General features: G+C 35.6%; 16 protein-coding genes and 1 pseudogene. 8 read left to right on the top strand and 9 right to left on the bottom strand.

Going from position 1 to position 21,052, the window contains the following annotated elements; translation table 11 throughout:
• Positions 1-30: 30 nt before the first annotated feature.
• Entirely contained in the window at positions 31-2,667 is a 2,637-nt protein-coding gene (locus ACU1LP_RS07395; RefSeq protein WP_445733532.1) for an SNF2-related protein, read from the bottom strand.
• A gap of 275 nt (positions 2,668-2,942) precedes the next feature.
• On the opposite strand from ACU1LP_RS07395, the pseudogene ACU1LP_RS07390 reads away from it, so the two are divergent.
• Positions 2,943-3,131, top strand: a pseudogene (locus ACU1LP_RS07390) (Rpn family recombination-promoting nuclease/putative transposase); the annotation flags it as partial.
• 310 nt (positions 3,132-3,441) lie between these two features.
• On the opposite strand, the gene rpsJ reads toward ACU1LP_RS07390, so the two are convergent.
• The 4 genes from rpsJ to rpsL form a co-directional block, all read right to left on the bottom strand.
• Positions 3,442-3,747: a 30S ribosomal protein S10 gene (gene rpsJ / locus ACU1LP_RS07385; RefSeq protein WP_111309258.1), complete on the bottom strand. Its 306-nt coding sequence runs from the start codon at positions 3,745-3,747 to the stop codon at positions 3,442-3,444.
• 11 nt (positions 3,748-3,758) lie between these two features.
• Complete coding sequence (fusA, locus tag ACU1LP_RS07380; protein ID WP_445735954.1) at positions 3,759-5,885, bottom strand: elongation factor G; 2,127 nt, start codon at positions 5,883-5,885, stop codon at positions 3,759-3,761.
• Positions 5,886-5,891: 6 nt separating this feature from the next.
• Positions 5,892-6,368, bottom strand: a complete 477-nt coding sequence (gene rpsG / locus ACU1LP_RS07375) for a 30S ribosomal protein S7 (protein ID WP_445735953.1) — start codon at positions 6,366-6,368, stop codon at positions 5,892-5,894.
• Between the two features lie 79 nt (positions 6,369-6,447).
• A complete protein-coding gene (gene rpsL / locus ACU1LP_RS07370) occupies positions 6,448-6,864 on the bottom strand; it encodes a 30S ribosomal protein S12 (protein ID WP_445735952.1) in 417 nt (138 codons plus the stop codon).
• A 376-nt stretch (positions 6,865-7,240) separates the two neighbouring features.
• Between rpsL and ACU1LP_RS07365 the strand changes: the two genes are divergently transcribed.
• The 6 genes from ACU1LP_RS07365 to rlmB all read left to right on the top strand — a co-directional run bounded on the left by ACU1LP_RS07365 (position 7,241) and on the right by rlmB (position 15,313).
• Complete coding sequence (locus ACU1LP_RS07365; protein WP_445735951.1) at positions 7,241-7,492, top strand: DUF6364 family protein; 252 nt, start codon at positions 7,241-7,243, stop codon at positions 7,490-7,492.
• On the top strand, positions 7,493-7,915 hold the full coding sequence (locus ACU1LP_RS07360; RefSeq protein WP_445735950.1) for a type II toxin-antitoxin system VapC family toxin: 423 nt from the start codon (positions 7,493-7,495) through the stop codon (positions 7,913-7,915).
• Positions 7,916-8,141: 226 nt separating this feature from the next.
• On the top strand, positions 8,142-9,779 hold the full coding sequence (locus ACU1LP_RS07355) for a POTRA domain-containing protein (RefSeq protein WP_445735949.1): 1,638 nt from the start codon (positions 8,142-8,144) through the stop codon (positions 9,777-9,779).
• A gap of 117 nt (positions 9,780-9,896) precedes the next feature.
• A complete protein-coding gene (locus ACU1LP_RS07350; RefSeq protein ID WP_445733974.1) occupies positions 9,897-12,965 on the top strand; it encodes a SusC/RagA family TonB-linked outer membrane protein in 3,069 nt (1,022 codons plus the stop codon).
• A gap of 10 nt (positions 12,966-12,975) precedes the next feature.
• Entirely contained in the window at positions 12,976-14,430 is a 1,455-nt protein-coding gene (locus ACU1LP_RS07345; RefSeq protein ID WP_445733973.1) for a SusD/RagB family nutrient-binding outer membrane lipoprotein, read from the top strand.
• A gap of 136 nt (positions 14,431-14,566) precedes the next feature.
• A complete protein-coding gene (gene rlmB, locus ACU1LP_RS07340; protein WP_445733972.1) occupies positions 14,567-15,313 on the top strand; it encodes a 23S rRNA (guanosine(2251)-2'-O)-methyltransferase RlmB in 747 nt (248 codons plus the stop codon).
• Positions 15,314-15,902: 589 nt separating this feature from the next.
• On the opposite strand, the gene ACU1LP_RS07335 is transcribed toward rlmB, so the two are convergent.
• Positions 15,903-16,634 (bottom strand): rhomboid family intramembrane serine protease, encoded by a 732-nt coding sequence (locus ACU1LP_RS07335; RefSeq protein ID WP_445735948.1) that lies wholly within the window; start codon positions 16,632-16,634, stop codon positions 15,903-15,905.
• A gap of 214 nt (positions 16,635-16,848) precedes the next feature.
• On the opposite strand from ACU1LP_RS07335, the gene ACU1LP_RS07330 reads away from it, so the two are divergent.
• Entirely contained in the window at positions 16,849-18,126 is a 1,278-nt protein-coding gene (locus ACU1LP_RS07330) for a replication-associated recombination protein A (protein WP_445735947.1), read from the top strand.
• A gap of 44 nt (positions 18,127-18,170) precedes the next feature.
• Here the strand turns inward: ACU1LP_RS07330 and ACU1LP_RS07325 are convergent, their stop codons facing one another.
• From ACU1LP_RS07325 to ACU1LP_RS07315, 3 genes are read right to left on the bottom strand one after another with little or no spacing between them, the layout of a single operon-like run.
• Positions 18,171-19,067: a hypothetical protein gene (locus tag ACU1LP_RS07325; protein ID WP_445734443.1), complete on the bottom strand. Its 897-nt coding sequence runs from the start codon at positions 19,065-19,067 to the stop codon at positions 18,171-18,173.
• Positions 19,057-20,463 (bottom strand): DUF5723 family protein, encoded by a 1,407-nt coding sequence (locus ACU1LP_RS07320; RefSeq protein WP_445734442.1) that lies wholly within the window; start codon positions 20,461-20,463, stop codon positions 19,057-19,059. The genes ACU1LP_RS07325 and ACU1LP_RS07320 overlap by 11 nt, the downstream gene beginning before the upstream one ends.
• Entirely contained in the window at positions 20,460-21,026 is a 567-nt protein-coding gene (locus tag ACU1LP_RS07315; RefSeq protein WP_445734441.1) for a hypothetical protein, read from the bottom strand. Before ACU1LP_RS07315 ends, ACU1LP_RS07320 begins: the two co-directional genes overlap by 4 nt.
• Between the last annotated feature and the right edge of the window lie 26 nt (positions 21,027-21,052).

Genomic DNA, 21,052 nt, shown 5'->3' with positions numbered 1-21,052 from the left:
AATGTAACAGTTATTTATCCATTCACAACCTTAAATGTCCATCTTAAACGTAATGGAAACCTCTCCTGTTTCTTTGTTCACTTTCACTGTGGGTTTGCCTTCCTTAGCTATTTCCTGACCGGTACTCATTTTATAAATACCTGTTAAAAATTCCATTCCCTTAATCATAACTTCTTCCATTTGGTCCAAGTTTGCTTCTCTTTTAGAAGTGGTTGCATTTTCAGTAAAGGAGGGTTCTATCACCTTGTTCTCTACATCATTGTTGTTTTCTTGTTCTTCATTTACGCCCGAAAGAAGCTCTTGCAGCTCGTCATCTTCTTGGGCTTCTATAACAACATCTTCTTCAAAACCTCCCGAAAAACCATCTGCTTTTATAACCTCCTCAAGTTGTCGCATAAATTGTGATTTTCCTTTTTCTGAAAAATCAACTTCATCGGTAAAGCTTCCAGCGTTTAAGACGCCTTCAAAAAGGTTTTGCTTTAACAGCAAGCCCGTCGCAATTTTCATTTCAATGGAATTATAGGACAACAGGTTAAACACATGTAGTTTTTGTTTTTTTTGCCCAATCCGGTCTATCCGTCCAATACGCTGGTTTTTTTTGGCCGGATTCCATGGTAGTTCAAAATTGATTACCGTATCGGCCACTTGAAGGTTTAAACCTGCACCCCCAGATTCGCTAGAAAGAAACACTTTACACTCAGGATTATTCTCAAACTCCTTGATCAGTTCCCCTCGTTTTTTTACAGGCACTTTTCCTGTTAATTTCGTAAAAACGATGCCCTCTTTTTTAAGCATATCGCCAATAATGGCTAGCATGGTTACCCATTCTGAAAATATAATGATTTTTGTTGGAGTGGTTTTTATGGCCAACTTTTCCAATAGAATATTTTTTAGTTCTGCTAATTTTGGAGAGTGATGGGTTTCTTTGTCAATCAAATAGGTGGAATCGCAAACCATTCGCATATTGGTAAGTAGGTGCATAAGCTTTTGCCAGTCGAAAGTGGTTTTAAATTTTTTTGCTAAAATAGACGCAATGCCTCTTGCAAAACTGCTGTGCAAATCTGCTTGTTCGCTGGAAAGGCCAACAAAAATGTCTTTCTGAATAACATTGGGCAACTGCTCGAACACTTCTTGTTTTTCCCTCCTTAAAAGAATGCCATTTAAACGTTCCTTTAAATTTTGAAGGTTGTAATAGCCATTGATTTTATTTTTATAATTGGCATCAAAAATGCAGTGTTGATATGAAAACTCCCATTGGGGACTTAAAAAATCTTGATCTAAAAACTGAACAATCGAATATAAATCCAAGAGTTTGTTTTCCAAAGGCGTGCCTGTTATGACCAAGGCGTGTTTTTTTCGTATGTTTTTTACGGCATTGGCTGTTCTGGTTTCATAATTTTTAATTTTTTGCGCCTCATCCAATATTACAAAATCATAATGGGCCTTGTTTATAAAAGGCAAATCACGTAATACGGTTTCATAATTTATGATATGGAAAAAACTACCATCGTTTAGATACAAAGCATTTCTCTCATCGGGGAAACCTTCTATAACAACAGCTTTTTCGTTCGTAAACTTTAACACTTCATTTTTCCATTGGTTTTTTACAGATGCTGGGCAAATTACCAGTGTTTTTTTGAAACTGAAAATATCCTTTTTTAAAATAGCGGTACTAATGGCTTGCAATGTTTTTCCAAGCCCCATTTCATCGGCAATAATAACCGCTTTTTTAAATACCGAAAAAGCCACCCCTTCTTTTTGGTATGGGTAGAGGGTGGCTTTTATGCCATCAAAGTTTAATGTAGTTTGTAGTTTTCTTTGTTCCAGCTCATTTATTTCAAAATAAGTTTCCATTTTTCCAAAAACTTCTTCACGTATTTTTATACGCTCAAAATCACGCGCCTTATTAATGAATGAAAAAAATGAGGGTAATTGCGAGTCTTCAATAAACGTTTGGTTCTTAAAGTATGATTTTAGCAATTTTTCTTCAAATGGATCCAATGTTTCAGGATAAAACCATGATATTCTGTAATCGTTTAGCGGGTCTGTATAAATGTCTATAAAGGGAAATGTTTTTTGTAATTTTTGGGTTTGGGTTGGGTTTTCTTCAAGGTAATTAAATAAATACATGATGTGCTTGGTAGTTCCCAGCTTATTGGTTTTCCAATCAATATTATTGATATAACCCGTTTTGTCCTTAAAATTGTGAATGGTAATTTTATAAGTGTGCCCTTTTTCGTTAATAAGTGTATGTTCTCCATATAGATTGTTGGCCAATTGCACTTTATAACTGGCTTTTTTAGCTTTGTCCATACGTTCATCAAGCACTCTTTTTCGCATGCCTTCACGCGTGTATTTAATCCCTTCTGAAAGTGTTTTATCTTTAAATTCCTCCTCTATAACAAACAAGGCTACCAGACTATAAATATTCCATTCTTCATGTTTATCATTAATCTTTGCGATCAACCTGTCCTGGTCGTCGAGGCTAATTTGTACCAACAATGGCTCTTTGCCGTTTTCAATTTGCAGCGTGATTTTTTTTGCCCCTTCCGATAAGATAACATGTGTATAGTCTTCAAAAACCTGTTTTGCATTTTCTATTTCGGCACTTGAAAGTTGTTTGTTATTTTGAATGGATTCTATAGTTTGGGTTACCAGTTGAAGCATTTTTAAGGTTTTTAATTTGTTATTATTAGAGCACTAAAAAGCAAAAATAGAAAGATTTTTATTCCTAAACACCAAAGCCTTAAAGTTATTTGTAGGCTTCTATAAACTTTTTAGAGATTGCATCAATTTCAAAAAAATGCCTGGTTTTGTAAAGAAGGATTTTCTAGTACATGACAAAAAAATAGTCTGGCTTTCATTAAAAGGATAGTAATGTTACTGAGATTGAGACCTCTTCAGGTTTTTAATCCCGATAGATATCGGGGCTGACAGATTCTGAAACAAGTAGAAAAGGCGAATGGAACTAAAATTTAAAAGCCGTTTTATTGTGTTGGGATTTTAGGATATTACTTTTGAAAATTATGATAGTAAACCTAAAAAAGTGAGGTCTTTCTCTTCATATCATTAAATTTAAAAATCAAAATGGTCAAACTTTTTATGACAAACTGATTTGCATTTATTTTGAAAAGCTCTTCTAAATAAGGCATCGTGACCAACACGGTATTAATTATCAAAAAAAAAGCGAAATAATTTTCACATTATTTCGCTTTTTAAAATTTATTAAAAGAAATCTTAAATTATTACTATTTTGTTGAAATCCCATTCAACATTCCTATCCAAAAAAATTCAGGGCCGAAATACGTTCAACCCTGAATGTGTTTTTACCATTTTTCCTTAACCTTGCTCAAGGACATGTTTATCCTCGCGAATGCGGGGATCCCTTAATCAATGGACATTGACGCCGGACCTAGAGATGCCTGCCTTCGCAGGTTATTACTAAACCTTAATCTCTACTTCAACACCACTTGGCAATTCAAGTTTCATCAACGCATCAATGGTTTTTGAAGACGAAGAATAAATGTCCAATAAACGCTTGTAAGAGCTTAATTGAAATTGTTCCCTGGCTTTTTTATTTACGTGTGGCGAACGCAACACTGTAAATATTTTCTTGTTTGTTGGTAATGGAATGGGCCCTGTTACCACCGCACCGGTGCTTTTTACTGTTTTAACAATCTTATCAGCAGATTTATCTACTAAATTGTGATCGTAAGACTTTAATTTTATTCTTATTTTTTGACTCATGTTCTTAAATTTTACGATTGTTCGCCTTTAGCTGCTTTAATAACTGCTTCAGATATGTTTGAAGGTGTTTCGGCATAATGTGAAAATTCCATAGTTGATGTTGCACGACCAGATGATAATGTTCTTAATGTAGTTACATAACCAAACATTTCAGATAATGGCACCGTTGCTTTTACAGTTTTTGCTCCTGCACGATCGCCCATATCATTTACTTGTCCGCGACGTCTATTCAAATCACCTACAATATCACCCATATTTTCTTCTGGAGTAATAACCTCCAATTTCATGATAGGTTCCATAATGACGGCTTTAGCTGCTCTTGCAGCGGCTTTAAAACCTAACTTAGCAGCCAATTCAAAAGATAATGCATCCGAATCCACATCATGGTACGAACCATCATTTAAGGTTACTTTCATGGCATCCACTTCGTATCCTGCCAATGGGCCGTTTTGCATGGCTTGTTTAAATCCTTTTTCAATGGAAGGGATAAATTCCTTAGGAACGTTACCACCTTTAATTGCAGAAACAAACTCCAATCCAATTTTACCTTCTTCGGCTGGCTCCAATGTAAATACGATATCCGCAAATTTTCCACGACCACCAGATTGTTTTTTATAAACTTCTCTATGCTCCGCTTTACGCGTAATAGATTCTTTATATTCTACTTGTGGTGCACCTTGGTTTACTTCCACTTTAAATTCGCGACGTAAACGATCCACAATAATATCTAAGTGAAGCTCACCCATTCCAGAAATAATGGTCTGTCCTGAAGCTTCATCCGTTCTCACTGTAAAGGTTGGATCTTCCTCAGCTAACTTCGCCAAGGACATACCTAATTTATCAACATCCGCCTTCGTTTTAGGCTCTACCGCAATACCGATTACGGGATCGGGGAAGTTCATGCTTTCTAAAACTATTGGATGTTTTTCATCTGATAAAGTATCTCCTGTTTTGATGGATTTGAATCCTACAGCTGCTCCAATATCTCCTGCTTCGATAAAATCGATAGCATTTTGCTTGTTAGCATGCATTTGATAGATTCTAGAAATACGTTCTTTATTTCCTGAACGGTTGTTCAATACATAAGAACCGGCGTCTAAACGACCTGAATAGGCACGGAAGAATGCCAAACGACCCACATAAGGATCGGTAGCAATTTTAAATGCCAATGCAGCAAACGGTTCATTTACAGATGGTTTACGCAATATTTCAGCCCCCGTATCAGGATGTGTTCCAATAATTCCTTCCTTATCCATTGGAGAAGGCAAATAACGGCATACAGCATCCAATAAGAACTGAACCCCTTTATTTTTGAATGAAGAACCACAAATCATGGGGATGATGGACATATCCATTACCGCAGCTCTAAGTGCAGCGTGCACTTCGTCTTCAGTAATGGAATCTTCATCTTCCATATATTTCTCAAGCAAGTTTTCATCATACGCAGCAACTTCTTCAATAAGTTTACCACGAAGCATTTTTGCCTCAGCTTTAAGCTCTTCCGGTATGTCGATAACATCAAAGGTTGCCCCTTGGGTTTCATCATGCCATACAATCGCTCTGTTTTTCACTAAATCGACAATTCCCTTAAAATCGATTTCGTCACCAATGTTCAAAACGATTGGCACCGCGTTGGATTTCAACATGTCTTTTACTTGTTGGCACACTTCCATAAAATTGGCGCCTTGGCGGTCCATTTTATTTACGAAACCAATACGTGGCACTTTGTAGTTATCAGCCAATCTCCAGTTAGTCTCAGATTGTGGCTCCACACCATCAACTGCACTAAACAAGAATACCAAACCATCCAATACACGTAATGAACGGTTTACTTCAACAGTAAAATCAACGTGACCAGGGGTATCAATAATATTAAAATGATATTCTATTGAATCGTCCGTTGGCTCTCCATTTACTCTTGGGAAAATCCACTCACAAGTTGTAGCTGCCGATGTAATAGTAATACCACGCTCTTGCTCTTGCTCCATCCAGTCCATAGTGGCGGCACCATCATGTACCTCCCCTATTTTATGGGAAACTCCTGTGTAATAAAGTATCCGCTCTGTTGTTGTTGTTTTACCAGCATCAATGTGAGCAGCAATACCTATATTTCTTGTATATCTTAAATCTCTTGCCATTTCCTATTAAAATCTAAAGTGAGAGAATGCTTTGTTAGCTTCTGCCATTTTGTGGGTATCTACTCGTTTCTTAACGGCTGCTCCTTCTTCTTTAGCTGCTGCTAAAATTTCGGAAGCTAAACGTTGTGCCATAGATTTTTCGTTTCTTTTACGGGAATAGCTAATTAGCCATTTCATTGCAGTAGATACTTTACGGTCTGGACGTATTTGCATTGGAATTTGGAATGTTGCACCACCAACACGACGACTACGTACTTCTACGTGGGGCATCACGTTAGATAAAGCATCTTTCCAAGTTTCTAAAGCTGTTTTTTCTTCGGTTGTTTTTTTTGTTTCTACAATGTCAATCGCATCATAAAATACTTTAAAGGCCACAGACTTCTTTCCATCCCACATCATCATGTTAACGAACCGGGTTACTAACTGGTCGTTAAAACGTGGATCTGGTAAAAGCGGTCTCTTTTTTGCTGCTCTTTTTCTCATGTCTTCTTTTGAGTTGTTGGTTATTGGTTATTGGTTATTGGTTGTTCCCAACTTTTAACTTTTAACCTCTAACTTTGTTTTACTTTTTCTTACCTTTTGCTGGTGCCGCTGCTGGTGCTTGTCCTGGTTTTGGACGTTTAGCGCCGTACTTCGATCTACGTTGTGTTCTACCTGCAACACCTGCGGTGTCCAATGCGCCACGAACGATATGATACCTAACTCCCGGTAAATCTTTTACTCTTCCACCTCTAACCAATACTATCGAGTGCTCTTGTAGATTGTGACCTTCACCTGGGATGTATGCATTTACCTCGTTACCATTTGTTAACCTTACCCTTGCAACTTTACGCATTGCTGAGTTAGGTTTTTTTGGTGTTGTAGTGTAAACACGCGTACAAACCCCACGACGTTGTGGACACGAATCTAAAGCAACCGATTTACTCTTCTTGATTATTTTGGTTCTTCCTATTCGTACTAATTGTGAAATTGTTGGCATATATATTCTATATAAATTTTAAAATCCTCTTTTAAGAGGGCTGCAAAGGTAGAAATTAAAATGTAAAATTCAAATCCTACTTCATTAATTTTTAACAGAATTTCAAATTTATTTTATGTACCATATTATATGTGTTCTTTTTCCGTTAGATTTACAAGGAAAAACAGATGCTAGACTTATAGATGCTAGAGACTAGACTGTTATTATAAAACTTGAAAATTAACATTTTTTTTCTAAAATCTAGGCTCTAGAAATCAAGTATCTTATAGATCTAAGCTAAAAGCGGAAAATGACACGTGCAAATATAAAAATAAAAACACGCATAATTAAAGTGTGTTTTTTATCTTTGTAAATAACAATTCAAAAGTTTATTATCATGAACACAAAATTGACTTTAACCATAGAAAGAGAAATAATTGAAAGAGCTAAAAACTATGCGAAAAGTAAAAACCGTAGTTTATCTGATATCATTGAGACTTATTTAAAAATCCTTACTAAGGAAGAGATAAAAAATCCAGGGGAAAAACTTAGCCCCATTACTGAATCTTTAAAAGGCTCCTTTAAGATGCCTAAAAATATGGATTATAAAAAAGAACTCAGAAACCGTTTAGAAGAAAAATATTTATAAATGGATCATATTCTAATAGACACGGATGTAATAATGGATTTTTTCTTTGATAGAAAACCATTTGCAGCGTTTTCCTCAGAAATCCTAAATCTCTGTGAACAAAAAAAATTAAATGGATTTACAACTCCTGTAATAATTTCCAATGTATATTATTTGCTTAGAAAAACGGCTAAGCATGAAATTATTGTTGAAAAAATAAAACAACTTCTCAGTATTATTGATATTATCAGAATGGATAAAGATGTTGTTTTAAGTGCGTTAAATTCTGAATTTAAGGATTTTGAAGATGCTTTGCAAAATTTCTCTGCAATAGAATATGGGAAAATAAAAATCATATTAACTAGAAACATAAAAGACTTTTCAAAGAGTAAGTTAGCGGTTTTAACACCTGAAACTTATTTAAAAGGAAAAGGGATTAGCTAACTAAATAGACGATAGGGACTAGACTGTTTATATGATAAGTGAAGTTTCTTTTTTTTTAGTCTAAAATCTAGAATCTAGATTTTTTTGTTTACTTAAACCCACCAATCAGCGTTCAGAAACCAGTCGCTAACAAAAAAGATTTTTGGAATTTGGAATTTTATATTATTACGTGCAAAAAACACCTTTCTTACTCCTTATTATATATCTGCTTTTTTCTTCCGAAATAATGGGGCAAAACCTGCACCTCAGAATCAAAGGAGAAAATGATGCTGAAAACCGTGTTTTAGACTCTTTAAACTATAGAAAGCAGCACGGAAATTACGCATCCATTACAAGTGAAGTGGATTCCCTTCAAAACAGACTTTACAAAATGGGTTATATTGAAAATGAACTGACACATATCAACAGGATTAACGATTCTGTTTTTTCAGCGAAATTCTTTCTGAAAAAAAAGTACAGCACCCTGTATATATATTATGACAAATCGGTTGTTGATTCTAAAGTTTTGGCTTCAGTTTCAAAAAAAATCTCAGATGCTTATTTTATATTGGAATTCAGCAAGGTTGAAAATGCCTTGAATTATATCAATTCCAAAATTTCGGAAAAAGGACTTCCCTTCTCAAAATTGCGGTTATCAAACATAGAAATTAAGGAGGCTTCAAATGTATCGGCAAACTTAGTTTTAGAATCGAACGAACAAAAAAGGATCGTAAATAACATCATCATTAAAGGGTACGACAAATTTCCCCGCTCCTATTTAAAATACTATTTAAAAATCAAGCCAAAACAGACTTTCAATTTGAACGTTATAAAAAACAAAACGCAACAATTAAACAATCTGAAATTTGCCAGTGAAGCGAAACCGCCCGAAGTGTTGTTTTCAAAAGATTCCACAAGCTTATATCTATATCTCAAAAAAGTTAAAAGCAATGCGTTTGATGGTTTTTTAGGGTTTGGCACCAATGAGGACACCAATAAATTGGAATTTAATGGCTTTATAAATTTAAACCTCACGAATAACCTAAATTATGGCGAATCATTCAAATTGTTGTACAAAAGCGATGAAAACGACCAAAAAACATTTGAAACCAACTTAACATTGCCATACTTGTTTAAATCTCCCATTGGTATGGATTTACAATTACGGATTTTTAAACGGGATTCATCGTTTACAACGGTTAACCAATCGGCCAAATTACACTACCAAATAAATCCTCAACACAAAATTTATACGGGCATTCTTTCAACGCAATCAAACAATTTGCTCAATGAAAGCACCACGTTATCCATATTGGATTACAAGACCACTTATTACTCCTTGGCGTACCAATATATAAAATCCCAAATAAACAATCCGCTGTTTCCAGTAAACACCACGCTGTATTTTGAAAGTGATTTTGGAAAAAGAATCCAACTGGAACAACCGGAAAAACAATCCTTATTGAGTATGGACGGTTTTAAAATCTTCAATTTAAACTTAAAGAACAGTGTTTATTTTAGGGTAAATAGTGCCACTTTAAATTCAAAAACGTATTTTGAAAACGAATTGTTGCGCTTTGGGGGCATCAATTCCATAAGAGGGTTTGAAGAGAACAGCATTTATGCCTCGCTTTTTGGGTTAATCAATACCGAGTACCGATACCAGTTAAACAACGCCATGTATATTCATTCCATTACCGATGTTGCATATTTTGAAAATAAAATTTCTAATATTAAAGAAAAGCTTTATGGTTTTGGGTTCGGATTTGGTATTTTGACCAAATCGGGCTTATTAAAATTCAATTACGCCAACGGCAAAACTGAGAATACCCAATTTAAACTGTCAAATTCTAAAATACACCTCAGTTTAACGGCAAATTTCTAGTATTTAATAATCAATTTCTTAAAATTTAACCTTAAACGATAAATTTTAACCATTATTTATTGTTTTATTAACTTTTTATTATGATTTTTGGCATTGACTAATTCAAATAATTATAAAATGAAAACAAAGTTTAGTGGAATTCTAACGCTATTGTTAGCGTTTGTCGTGCAACTAACGTTCGCACAAGAAAGGACTATTTCAGGAACAGTAACAGATGCATCTGGTTTACCGCTTCCTGGGGCAACAGTCTTAGTAAAAGGTACTTCTTCAGGTACTTCAACAGATTTTGATGGTAAATATTCGATTAAAGCAAATACAGGGGCTGCTCTTGTGTTTAGTTTTGTGGGATATACCACCAAAGAAGTTCGGGTTGGATCATCCAACACAATAAACCAACAATTATTGGAAGATGCTACCGCTCTTGAAGAAGTTGTAGTTACAGCATTAGGTATTACCAGAGAGAAAAAAGCTTTAGGGTATGCCGTTTCGGAAATCGGGCAAGAAGAATTTGAAAGAGTACCAGAGGTAAACCCAATTCAGGCGCTAGCAGGAAAGGTGGCAGGATTATCCGTAATTGGATCTTCTGGAACACCAGGTGCTTCATCTAAAATAGTGATAAGAGGTGCATCCACTTTTAGTGGAGAAACCCAGCCACTTATTGTTGTTGACGGTATACCGATCAACAATGACACCGATCAATCTGCTGGAAGAGATTACCCTTTCAACGCAAATTTGCAAGGAGTTAATAACTCTAACAGAGCAATTGACATTAACCCCGATGACGTAGAATCAGTGACAATCCTGAAAGGTGCTTCTGCTGCTGCACTATATGGTAGTAGAGCTGGTAATGGGGTTATCATATACACTACAAAAAAAGGGAAAAAAGGAACCGGTCTTGGAGTAAAATTATCCCAAACGGTTGAATTCAATGAGGTAAGCCAATTACCTGCTTTGCAATCTTCATACGCCCAAGGTTCCGGAGGGAATTTTAATCCTAACTCTTCAACTTCTTGGGGTCCAAAAATAGCAAATGGTAATTTTGAAGTTTTTGATAATGTAGGTAATTTTTTCAAAACCGGCTTAACAAATACAACAACAGCATCTGCTACAGGTGGTGGGGAAAAATCTACTTTTAGATTTTCTGTTGAGCGCACCGACCAAGGAGGAATGATTCCTAATACCGAATTCAAAAGAATTTCTGCCAGAATTTCTGGATCTAACCAAGTAAGTGATGTATTTAGCTATCAAGGCACCCTGGCTTACATAAATTCCAAAAATATAGCGGCCCAAAATGGTAGCAACGTGGCAGGGGTTATGCTAGGGCTTTTAAGAACATCACCTAATTTTGATAACAGAAATTACCAAAACCCAGATGGTACTAACAATTCATATAATGATTTTTACGATAATCCTTTCTTTACTGTTTACAGAAATCCGTTTAACTCTGAAGTAAATAGAGTGCTTGGAAATGCTTCTGTAAGCCTAAATTTTTCTAAATATTTCAATTTTACATACAAAGCAGGTATTGATGCCTACAGCGATGAAAGAAGACAAATATTTTCAGTATCAAGTTTTCAAAATAATTCAGGTGACGGATCTGGAGAAGTTGATTACAATGATTTAATAAAGAAAGATTTTTATGCAGACGCTATTGTTTCTGGTGAATTTGATATTAATGATAACAATGTCATTTCATATTTAGCAGGGTATAATATCTTTTATAAAAATTCTTCTAATGTATTTGCAAGAGGTGAAGGTTTTGCTGTATCTCAGGACTATTATAATTTAAATAATACTTCTAATAGATATGCTTCAAATTACGAACAAGACGAATTTAGTACCGCCTTGTTTTTTGAAGTAAAATATGATTTTGCAAAGCAATTATATATTACTGCTACGGGAAGAAATGAAAGTAGTTCAACATTTGGAGAAAACAACAGAACGTTCTTTTACCCTTCTGTCGCAGCATCATGGGTATTTACCGAGACTTTAGGTTTGGATAGCTCTTGGTTGAATTTTGGTAAATTAAGAGCATCTTATGCGGAAGTAGGCATTACCCCTATCCCTTATAACAATAAAACTTTCTTTACGTCTCCAAGCATAACGGATGGATTTACGAATGGATTAAGTTTTCCTTACGGGACCCAAAATGGATTTCAATATTCTTCTACTCTTGGAAGTGCCAATTTGAAACCTGAAAGAAAAATAGGTACAGAATTTGGCCTTGCATTAAAAATGTTCAATAGAATTGATTTTGATTTTACCTACTACAAAGAGAGAACCGAGGACATATTGATTAGCAGACCAATTGCCAACTCATCTGGATTCGCTGCTTCTTACGACAACTCTGGTGAATTGGAAAATAAGGGTATTGAATTCCAAATATCAGGAGATATTATTAAAAGTAGTGATTTTACTTGGAACCTTAATTTAAACTATTCACAATACAAAACTAAAACTTTAGCTTTGGCTGATGGTGTCAATGAAGTAAGTATTGAGTCTGCTTTTACTTCCATAGGTAGTTATGCCATTGTAGGGCAACCAGTAGGTGTGTTTTATGGAACAAAATGGGAAAGAAATGATTCTGGACAATTGTTAATAGGAACAAATGGTCTTCCTAGTGTAGAACCTATACAGGGTGGTGTAGGAGACCCTAACCCTGAATGGACAGCCGGTATTAGAAATACTTTTAACTACAACAACTTTAGCTTATCTGCTTTCTTTGATATAAGAAAAGGAGGCGACGTTTATAATGGCACTTATGCTAGGCTAAATAGATTTGGTATGACCCAAGAATCGGCTGAAAATAGAGAAGGCACCTATATAATCCCTGGTGTTAAAGCTGATGGAACTGCAAATGATATTGCAATAAGTCCTAATTCTTATTTTAGCCAATTTGCAGGCGATGGTGGCGCAGCTGCCGAACAATTTGTAGAAGATGTTAATTGGGTAAGGTTAAGAGATGTTTCTTTATCTTATAATTTTGATAAATCTGTTACTGAACAATTAGGGATAACAGGACTTATGATTTCGTTAAGTGCTAGAAATTTATGGTTAGACACTAATTATAAAGGTGTAGATCCAGAAACTAGTTTAACAGGTGCCGGATCGAATATAGGTGGTTTTGATTATTTTAATAATCCAGGGTCAAAATCTTACAGATTTACCGTTAGTTTAACTTTTTAAAAAAATGAAAATGAAAAAAATATTAAAAAAATATAGCGCAGTATTATTACTTATGACTGTATTGGCTTCATGTTCAAGTGATTTAGATAAATACTCCATAAATCCAAACGACCCAGAAGCAGTAAGTCCAGACCTTTTACTTACATCCATGCAAGTGGGCACGTTTTCAGTTTATACCGGAAACCATACCAGAATAGCATCCCTGTTTTCCCAACATATTGCTGGGACCAGTGAAGGCCAATTTGGTGAATATTCCAATTATAATGTAACTGAACAGACCATTGAAAACGAATGGGGTTCTACTTATACAAATACAGTAGGTACTGGTATTGTTATAACTACAGATTTTCCTGAAGGTTATGACTTCCATAACGGTATTGCCAAAATTTTATTAGCATTTAATTTTGGGGTTGCTACAGATTTATGGGGAGACGTTCCTTTTTCTGAAGCAGGAAGACTTATTAGTTCTGGAATCAGTAACCCAAGCTATGATACTCAAGAAACTGTTATTGCAGGTATTCAAACCCTTTTAGATGAAGGTATCGCGCTACTCTCAAAAGGAGCTAGTGCAAATAACAAAATATTACCTGGAAGTGACGATTTAATTTTTGGCGGTAATACCGACAAATGGATTTCTGCGGCTTATGTTTTAAAAGCAAGATACGCACTACGTGTATCATTACGTAATCCAGCTGGTTATGACCAAGCATTAAGTTTCTTGAATAGTGCAAACTTAACTGGTAACGCAAATGATATGAATGCCGTTTTTCCAAATTCTGGAGGTGGTAACAGTAAGAACCAATGGAAAGATTTTGAGGACAATAGAGCTAATTATATTAAATTGGGTGGGTTTTTCGTTAATGCAATGAAAAATATGAATGATCCTAGATTACGCTTTTTTGCCACATTAGATGCCAATATGGGATATTCTGGAAATGCGGTGGGTGATATAAATACAATAACAACCTCTAAAGTAGGACCTGCTATTTCTAGTACTACGGTACCAATTGGTTTAGTTACATTTGTTGAGTCTAAATTTATTGAAGCAGAAATATATAAAAGGAAAAATATGAATGTAGAGGCTAAAGCGGCCCTTAAAGCGGCTTTAGAAGCTTCAATTGACAAAATGGAGGTTTTAAAGGGCTATTTTGTAGAAGATGACGCCGAAATACCAAGTATTACACTAGCAGAAAAAACAGCTTTTGTTGCTGCTCAAACAGCAGACCCGATGATAACCTTAGAAAATATTATGCTACATAAATACATAGCTTTATTTTCTTCGATGGAGCCCTATAATGATTTCAGAAGAACTGGATTTCCTAATTTACAAGTAAACCCAAATGCAGTGAACAATATTACTGTAATCCCTTTGAGATTCCCAAGTGCCTCATCTGAAAGATTGTATAATGCCAATGCCACTATTGTTAGTGATATTACAACACCAGTTTGGTGGGATATGAATTAATGTTTATTTATTTATAATTTTAAAGAGGCTGTCTTAATAGTTAAGACAGCCTCTTTTGATTTTAATCTTGTATGCTTACATTAAATAAAATTCCACATTTATTATCTCCTGAAATTCATTTCATACCTTTACCCTCATGGAAAACCAAACACAAATTTTTGGCATACGTGCCGTTATGGAAGCTATTAATGCAAACGAAACTATTGATAAGGTTTTTTTGCAAAAAGGCCTAAAAGGGGAATTGTTCAGTGAATTGGAATCGCTACTCAATAGAAACTCGATTAACAAATCGTATGTGCCGGTTGAAAAATTAAACCGGCTTACCAATAAAAACCACCAAGGGGTAGTTGCGCAAATTTCTCCTATTGAATTCCACGATTTGGAAACACTTGTAATGAACGTTATGGGGTCTGGCAAAACACCCTTATTTTTATTGTTGGACCAATTGAGTGATGTCCGTAATTTTGGTGCCATCATACGTACTGCGGAATGTACAGGTGTTAACGGCATCATCATTCAAAAAAAAGGCGGTGCGCCCGTAAATGGCGATACTATTAAAACAAGTGCCGGTGCGGTTTTTAAAATTCCCATTTGTAAGGTAGACCATATTAAAGATGCCGTTTTTTATATGCAATCTTCGGGCATTAAAGTGATAGCTGCAACTGAAAAAACAGATGACACAGTATATGATGTTTCTTTTACCGAACCTTGTGCTATCATAATGGGTTCGGAAGATAGAGGTATTAACCCTTCCATTTTAAAAGTTGTTGATGCCAAAGCAAAACTACCCTTACTGGGCGAGATTGAATCTTTAAATGTATCAGTGGCTTGTGGTGCTTTTTTATATGAAGTGGTGAGACAAAGACGAGAGATTAACGAGTAACGATTTTGGATTGACGATTTTGGATTGACGATTTTGGATTGACGATTTTGGATTGACGATTGACGATTGACGATTGACGATTTACGATTGACGATTTACGATTAACGATTGACGATTGACGAATTTAAAACTTGCGACTTTGCGCCTTTGCGAGAGAATAAAAAAATTTGATTAGCAAGTAACGATTGACGATTGACGATTGACGATTTAGAATTAACGATTTACGATTAACGATTAACGATTGACGATTGATGATTGACGATTGACGATTTTGGATTGACGATTGACGATTGACGATTTTGGATTGACGATTTTGGATTGACGAGTAACGATTGACGATTGACGATTTTGGATTGACGATTGACGATTAACGATTGACGATTTACGATTAACGATTGACGAATTTAAAACTTGCGACTTTGCGCCTTTGCGAGAGAATAAAAAAATTTGATTAGCGAGTAACGATTGACGATTGACGATTGACGATTTTGGATTGACGATTGACGATTGACGAATTTAAAACTTTGCGACTTTGCGAGTGAAAAAAAACCCTTCGAGAGGCAAAAACATCAAACTTGAAACTGTCGAACTAATTCCCATCTTCCAAGTGCTTCTTATGAATATAATTGACAGAAGGCAACTCATCTCCTTCGTCTTGTAGACTTTCAATAAAGTTACCGTTTTCATCAAAGTGTTTTAAAAAGGGGTCATCAGCTGCGTTAAAATCTTTTTGTTCCCATACATATTTTTTTGGTTTTGCTATGGCTTTCCTAAATATTAAAGCAAACAATAATCCTGTTATTAATCCTGATAAATGCCCTTCCCACGAAACGCCTTCTTCCAATGGCAATGCATACCAAATCATACTTCCGTAAAGAAAAACCACTAATAATGAAAGCGCAATGAGACGGTAATGTTTTGCGAAAACACCTTTAAAAAAAATAAAACTCACCAATACGTAAATTAATCCGCTGGCACCAATATGATAGGATGGTCTGCCCATAGACCAGGTTAAAAAACCCGAAACCATTATTCCAAATATTAAAACTTTCCAAGCAATATTCCTATAGAAATAAAACAATGCCATGGACAATACAAACAACGGAATGGTGTTATGATATAAATGCTGAATACTACCATGAATAAACGGGCTGAATACCACACCTTTCAACCCTGATAGCGTTTTTGGGTAAATACCATACTTGCTAAAGTTATAGCCAAAACGTACCTCAAACCAAAACACCAACCAAATAGTCAGCACAAAAAAAATGGGGTATGCTACTACGCCTGTTGAAAATTTAAAATGGTCTTGGTTGTTCATAGAATTAAAGATAGCAAATAGTTAACCAACTTTTGTGATTGTGCTAAAATGGCAGTGTTCAGTTTTCAGTCTCAGTCGCAGTATTCAGTCACAGTTCAAATAGCTATCAAAGTACGTTGTTGTTTTGAAGTTCAAAGTTTCCAAAATTCTGAATTCTGAATTCAAAAATTGTTAATACCTTCCTCTTTTCACAGGAATTAATTAATTTTACACTATGAACGAACCTTTAGCAGAACGATTGCGCCCAAAAACCTTGGAAGACTATGTGAGCCAAACGCATTTGGTTGGAAAAAATGGCGTTTTAACACAGCATTTAAAACAGGGTTTGATTCCGTCGATGGTGTTTTGGGGGCCACCGGGAACCGGTAAAACCACATTGGCAAACATAATAGCTTCTGAATCCGGCAGACCATTTTATGCGCTTAGTGCCATAAATTCCGGGGTAAAAGATATTCGGGATGTGATTGAGAAAGCAAAACAAAGTGGCAGCTTGTTTACTACTAAAAACCCTATTTTGTTTATTGATGAGATTCATAGATTTAGTAAATCGCAACAAGATTCGCTATTGCAGGCTGTTGAAAAAGGATGGATTACCTTAATTGGGGCAACTACCGAAAACCCAAGTTTTGAGGTGATTCCAGCACTTTTATCGCGCTGTCAGGTTTATGTTTTAAATGCTTTTGATAAAAACGATTTAGAAACGCTTTTAAAGCGCGCTATTGAAAAAGACGCCTATTTATCCAAAAAAAAAATCAAGCTAAAGGAAACCAACGCCCTTTTAAGACTTTCGGGCGGTGATGCCAGAAAACTGTTGAATATTTTTGAACTGATCGTGACTTCTGAAAACACAGATGCTATTGTGATTACGGATGAAAGTGTATTGCAAAAAATCCAGAACAATACAGTTCGTTACGATAAAACAGGTGAGCAACATTACGATATTATTTCGGCGTTTATAAAATCGATTCGCGGTAGCGACCCCAACGCTGCGGTGTATTGGTTAGCACGTATGATTGAAGGTGGTGAGGACGTCAAGTTTATAGCCCGCAGATTGCTTATTTTATCCAGCGAGGACATTGGGAACGCCAATCCCACCGCACTGGTTATTGCCAACAATACGTTTCAGGCGGTTTCTGCCATTGGGTATCCCGAGTCCAGAATTTTATTGAGCCAATGCGCTACTTATTTAGCCTGTTCGCCCAAAAGCAATGCTGCTTACATGGCTATTGGCAAAGCGCAACAATTGGTGCAAAAAACGGGCGATTTATCAGTGCCCTTAGAAATCAGGAATGCGCCAACCAAACTCATGAAAGAGCTCGGTTATGGCGAAAACTACCAATATGCCCACAACTACGAGAATAATTTTGCCAATCAGGAGTTTATGCCCGAACAAGTAAAAAACACGAAATTGTACGACCCTGGAAATAACGCCCGCGAAAACGCCCATCGAGATTTCTTAAAACAACGTTGGAAAGACAAATATGGGTATTAGATGTTAGATGTTAGATGTTAGATGTTAGATGTTAGATAAAAATATTAAAACTTAATATTCAAAACGTCTTGCTTTAAAACATCGTTTTCATAGTACTCCAAAATCCAAGCATCGCCTTTTTTGTACAGAGTCGCATTTTTACTTTCAACTAAAAACACATCGGCCATTCCTGTTTTTTTAATTCGATAAACCACTTTTGGCGTACTGTCAACCAACTGAAACCCATTGTCTATGGCTTGGGCATACAATACCCCTGAAGCGTCCACTTTTTGGGTTTTAGGTATGGTTTTAACTTCTTTAACGGCAACTTCTTGGGTGGGCACTTTTGCTGGAACTGGCTTTTCTGGCACCTTTTCAACCACTACAACTTGTGGTTCTGCTATTTGAACAACTGTTTCCTTTTCTTTTTTAAGAGATTCAATTTCTTCTTTCAGTTGCTGTATTTCTTTTGCAACTTCATTATTGGGCACTACTTCTTGAGATGCAACAGAGGTTATTGCTGCACTTGGCACGTACTTGTAATTTAAAGCTTCAATAGATTCAAAAGCATTCCTAACGGCTTCATTATATGCTTTATCATACTCTTTTTCTCTGCTTTCACCCATTTCAGAAGTGTAAACAATTTGATCGTTGCAATCTTTAAGTTCTATGGCCAATTTTGTTTTGAACATGCCTGAATCCTTAACTAAATCCGATTTAAGGGCCAAACACCTGTTCTTAACTAAATCATCAGGATATTTTTCGCCTTCCATCAATGCCTGGAAACCGTACTTATTGAATAAAAACTGCGTTAGGGAATTCAACCGGTATTGGTCTTTTTCCTTTAAAAAATCATATCTATTTGGCACAATCACATATTTATAATTGTTTAAATTGGTTTGGGCAAAAACACTTATGGTTATAAAACAGGCAATAAGTAGTGCTGAAATTTTAGTCTTCATTTTTCTTTAATATATAGTTAAAACCTAATTGTAAAGATACACTTTGCGCATCATATATGTTTTTATATTGCAAAAAATTATCTGCCATGATATAAAAATTGAGGGGCCCTAAATTTGCCGATACCCCAAAACCAATGTTACTAAATGAATAAGCATCTATGGTATAGGTTGTTTTGGCGGACAATCCTTTAAACAACCGTCTGTAATAATATAATGTTAAGGCTGCTTGGGGTTGCTTAGGTCTGTTGATGGCATATAATTGTGTGCCAACAGCATTCTGAAATTCCTTTTTCTCTTTGATACAGTTGCATGTCTTCTCTTTTTTTTTCCCGAAGGCATAATTTAAGGAAGCATTTAACTTTACGGGCCGCCAAGTGGTGAATTTATTGTACGTGGTATCCGCATCAAAAATATCGCTGAATTCACCCTCAATCTTACTCCAATAGCCATCGGCGGTCTGTCCTGTTTCCAATTCTGAAAAAAAAGGATTGATCCCTTCAAATTCATAAGTTCCTTTTACGGAATAGTTTTCAATATCTTTCTTATGGCTAATAAAGCCTACATCCAACAAACTGGCATCCACATACCATTGCTTATCTATTTGATAAGTGAATCCAACATCGAAACCCAAACCCAAATCGCCGCCCAATAACATGCGCTTTTTAATGTCTTTAACAATGGCATCTGAATTGCTATTTCTCAAACTCGATAAACCAGAACTTCTCAATTCCAAATCCAAATTAAAAATATGGTTATAAATATTGTTGTTGCCCTGTACCGTAACAAAGCTTCCTTTATTTTTTGTGGAATTTACATTTACAATATTTGAATATATTTTGCCCCTAACACCATAGGTGAATTGCTCGTTCACTTTTTTGTTATAGCCCACGTGAAATACCGAAATTACCTCGGCACTTACACTTAAATGGCTTGCATCGAACACCCTATTGATATTATTCTGGTTTCCTTCTAATGCCAAAACAGCGTAATCTTTAGGGAAATAGCCAATAAAATCGAACTCCTGATAAAGGCCAAAACTTAAATATTCGTTTTTCTCGAACAAACTCCCAAAGGCAAAACCGCCCGAAAATATGTCAATTTGTTCGTTAATGGTTGCAAAATCTCTGGCTTTTGAATTATAAATGGCTTTACGGAGTTTCACGTTAAAATCGATGCCGTTATCGGCAAATACATCATAAACCGTTATACCTGATGTTCCGGCATTGGCGTGGATCTGGGAAAGCAACGGAACGCCAATAAAACCCGAATTTTTAATTTGACCTCCCGGATTGAGCAGTAATGCCTGGGGTATTTCTGAAAACCCATAAAGTATTTGTTTGTTTTGCCCAAACGAAAACCAAGTGATTAAAACCAATACCATAGTTAAATTTCTCATGGTATGGATTTAGCTATATTGAAATAAAATATAGATTTAGATTTTAGGATTATCCGACCTTTGCTATCGTTATTAATGGGCAAACCGGGAAGCATATTCAAAGTAAAGACGATTGTTGTTGTACTTTTTAAAGCTTCAAGTGAATCGCCTTCAAACAATTCGGTGTGATTAGAAGCGACGTTTGTGGTATTTGCCGACGGTGGTATGGAAAATGTAAACGTGTGCTGGGTTTGATTGGAATCATCTAAAAAATCAACTCGAATCTGGAATCCCCTATTTATGGAATTGGTAGTTTCGAACACAAATTCTGCTTTAACAAGATTTTCAACTATAAAACCATTATTAAAAAATTGAACTTGGACGAAATCCTGTATGGTAGTTAATTCGTTTCCGTTGTCTAAAAATCTAGGTGCTGGTTCGTCCAAAAAAACAAGACTTGATACAATGGCCGGAGAAATCTCGAAATCGTTAATTTGATCGAAACCAACAGGTTCTGTACAAGATAAACAGAAACTATTTATTATGATTGTTATAAATGTATATTTAAAAAGTTGTTTTATCACTGCTTGTAAAACGCTAAAATATAGTT

It is taken from the genome of Mariniflexile sp. (genome assembly GCF_052728615.1).
Note: the sequence above shows the minus strand (reverse complement) of the source record. Positions and strands in the feature narration are given on the sequence as shown.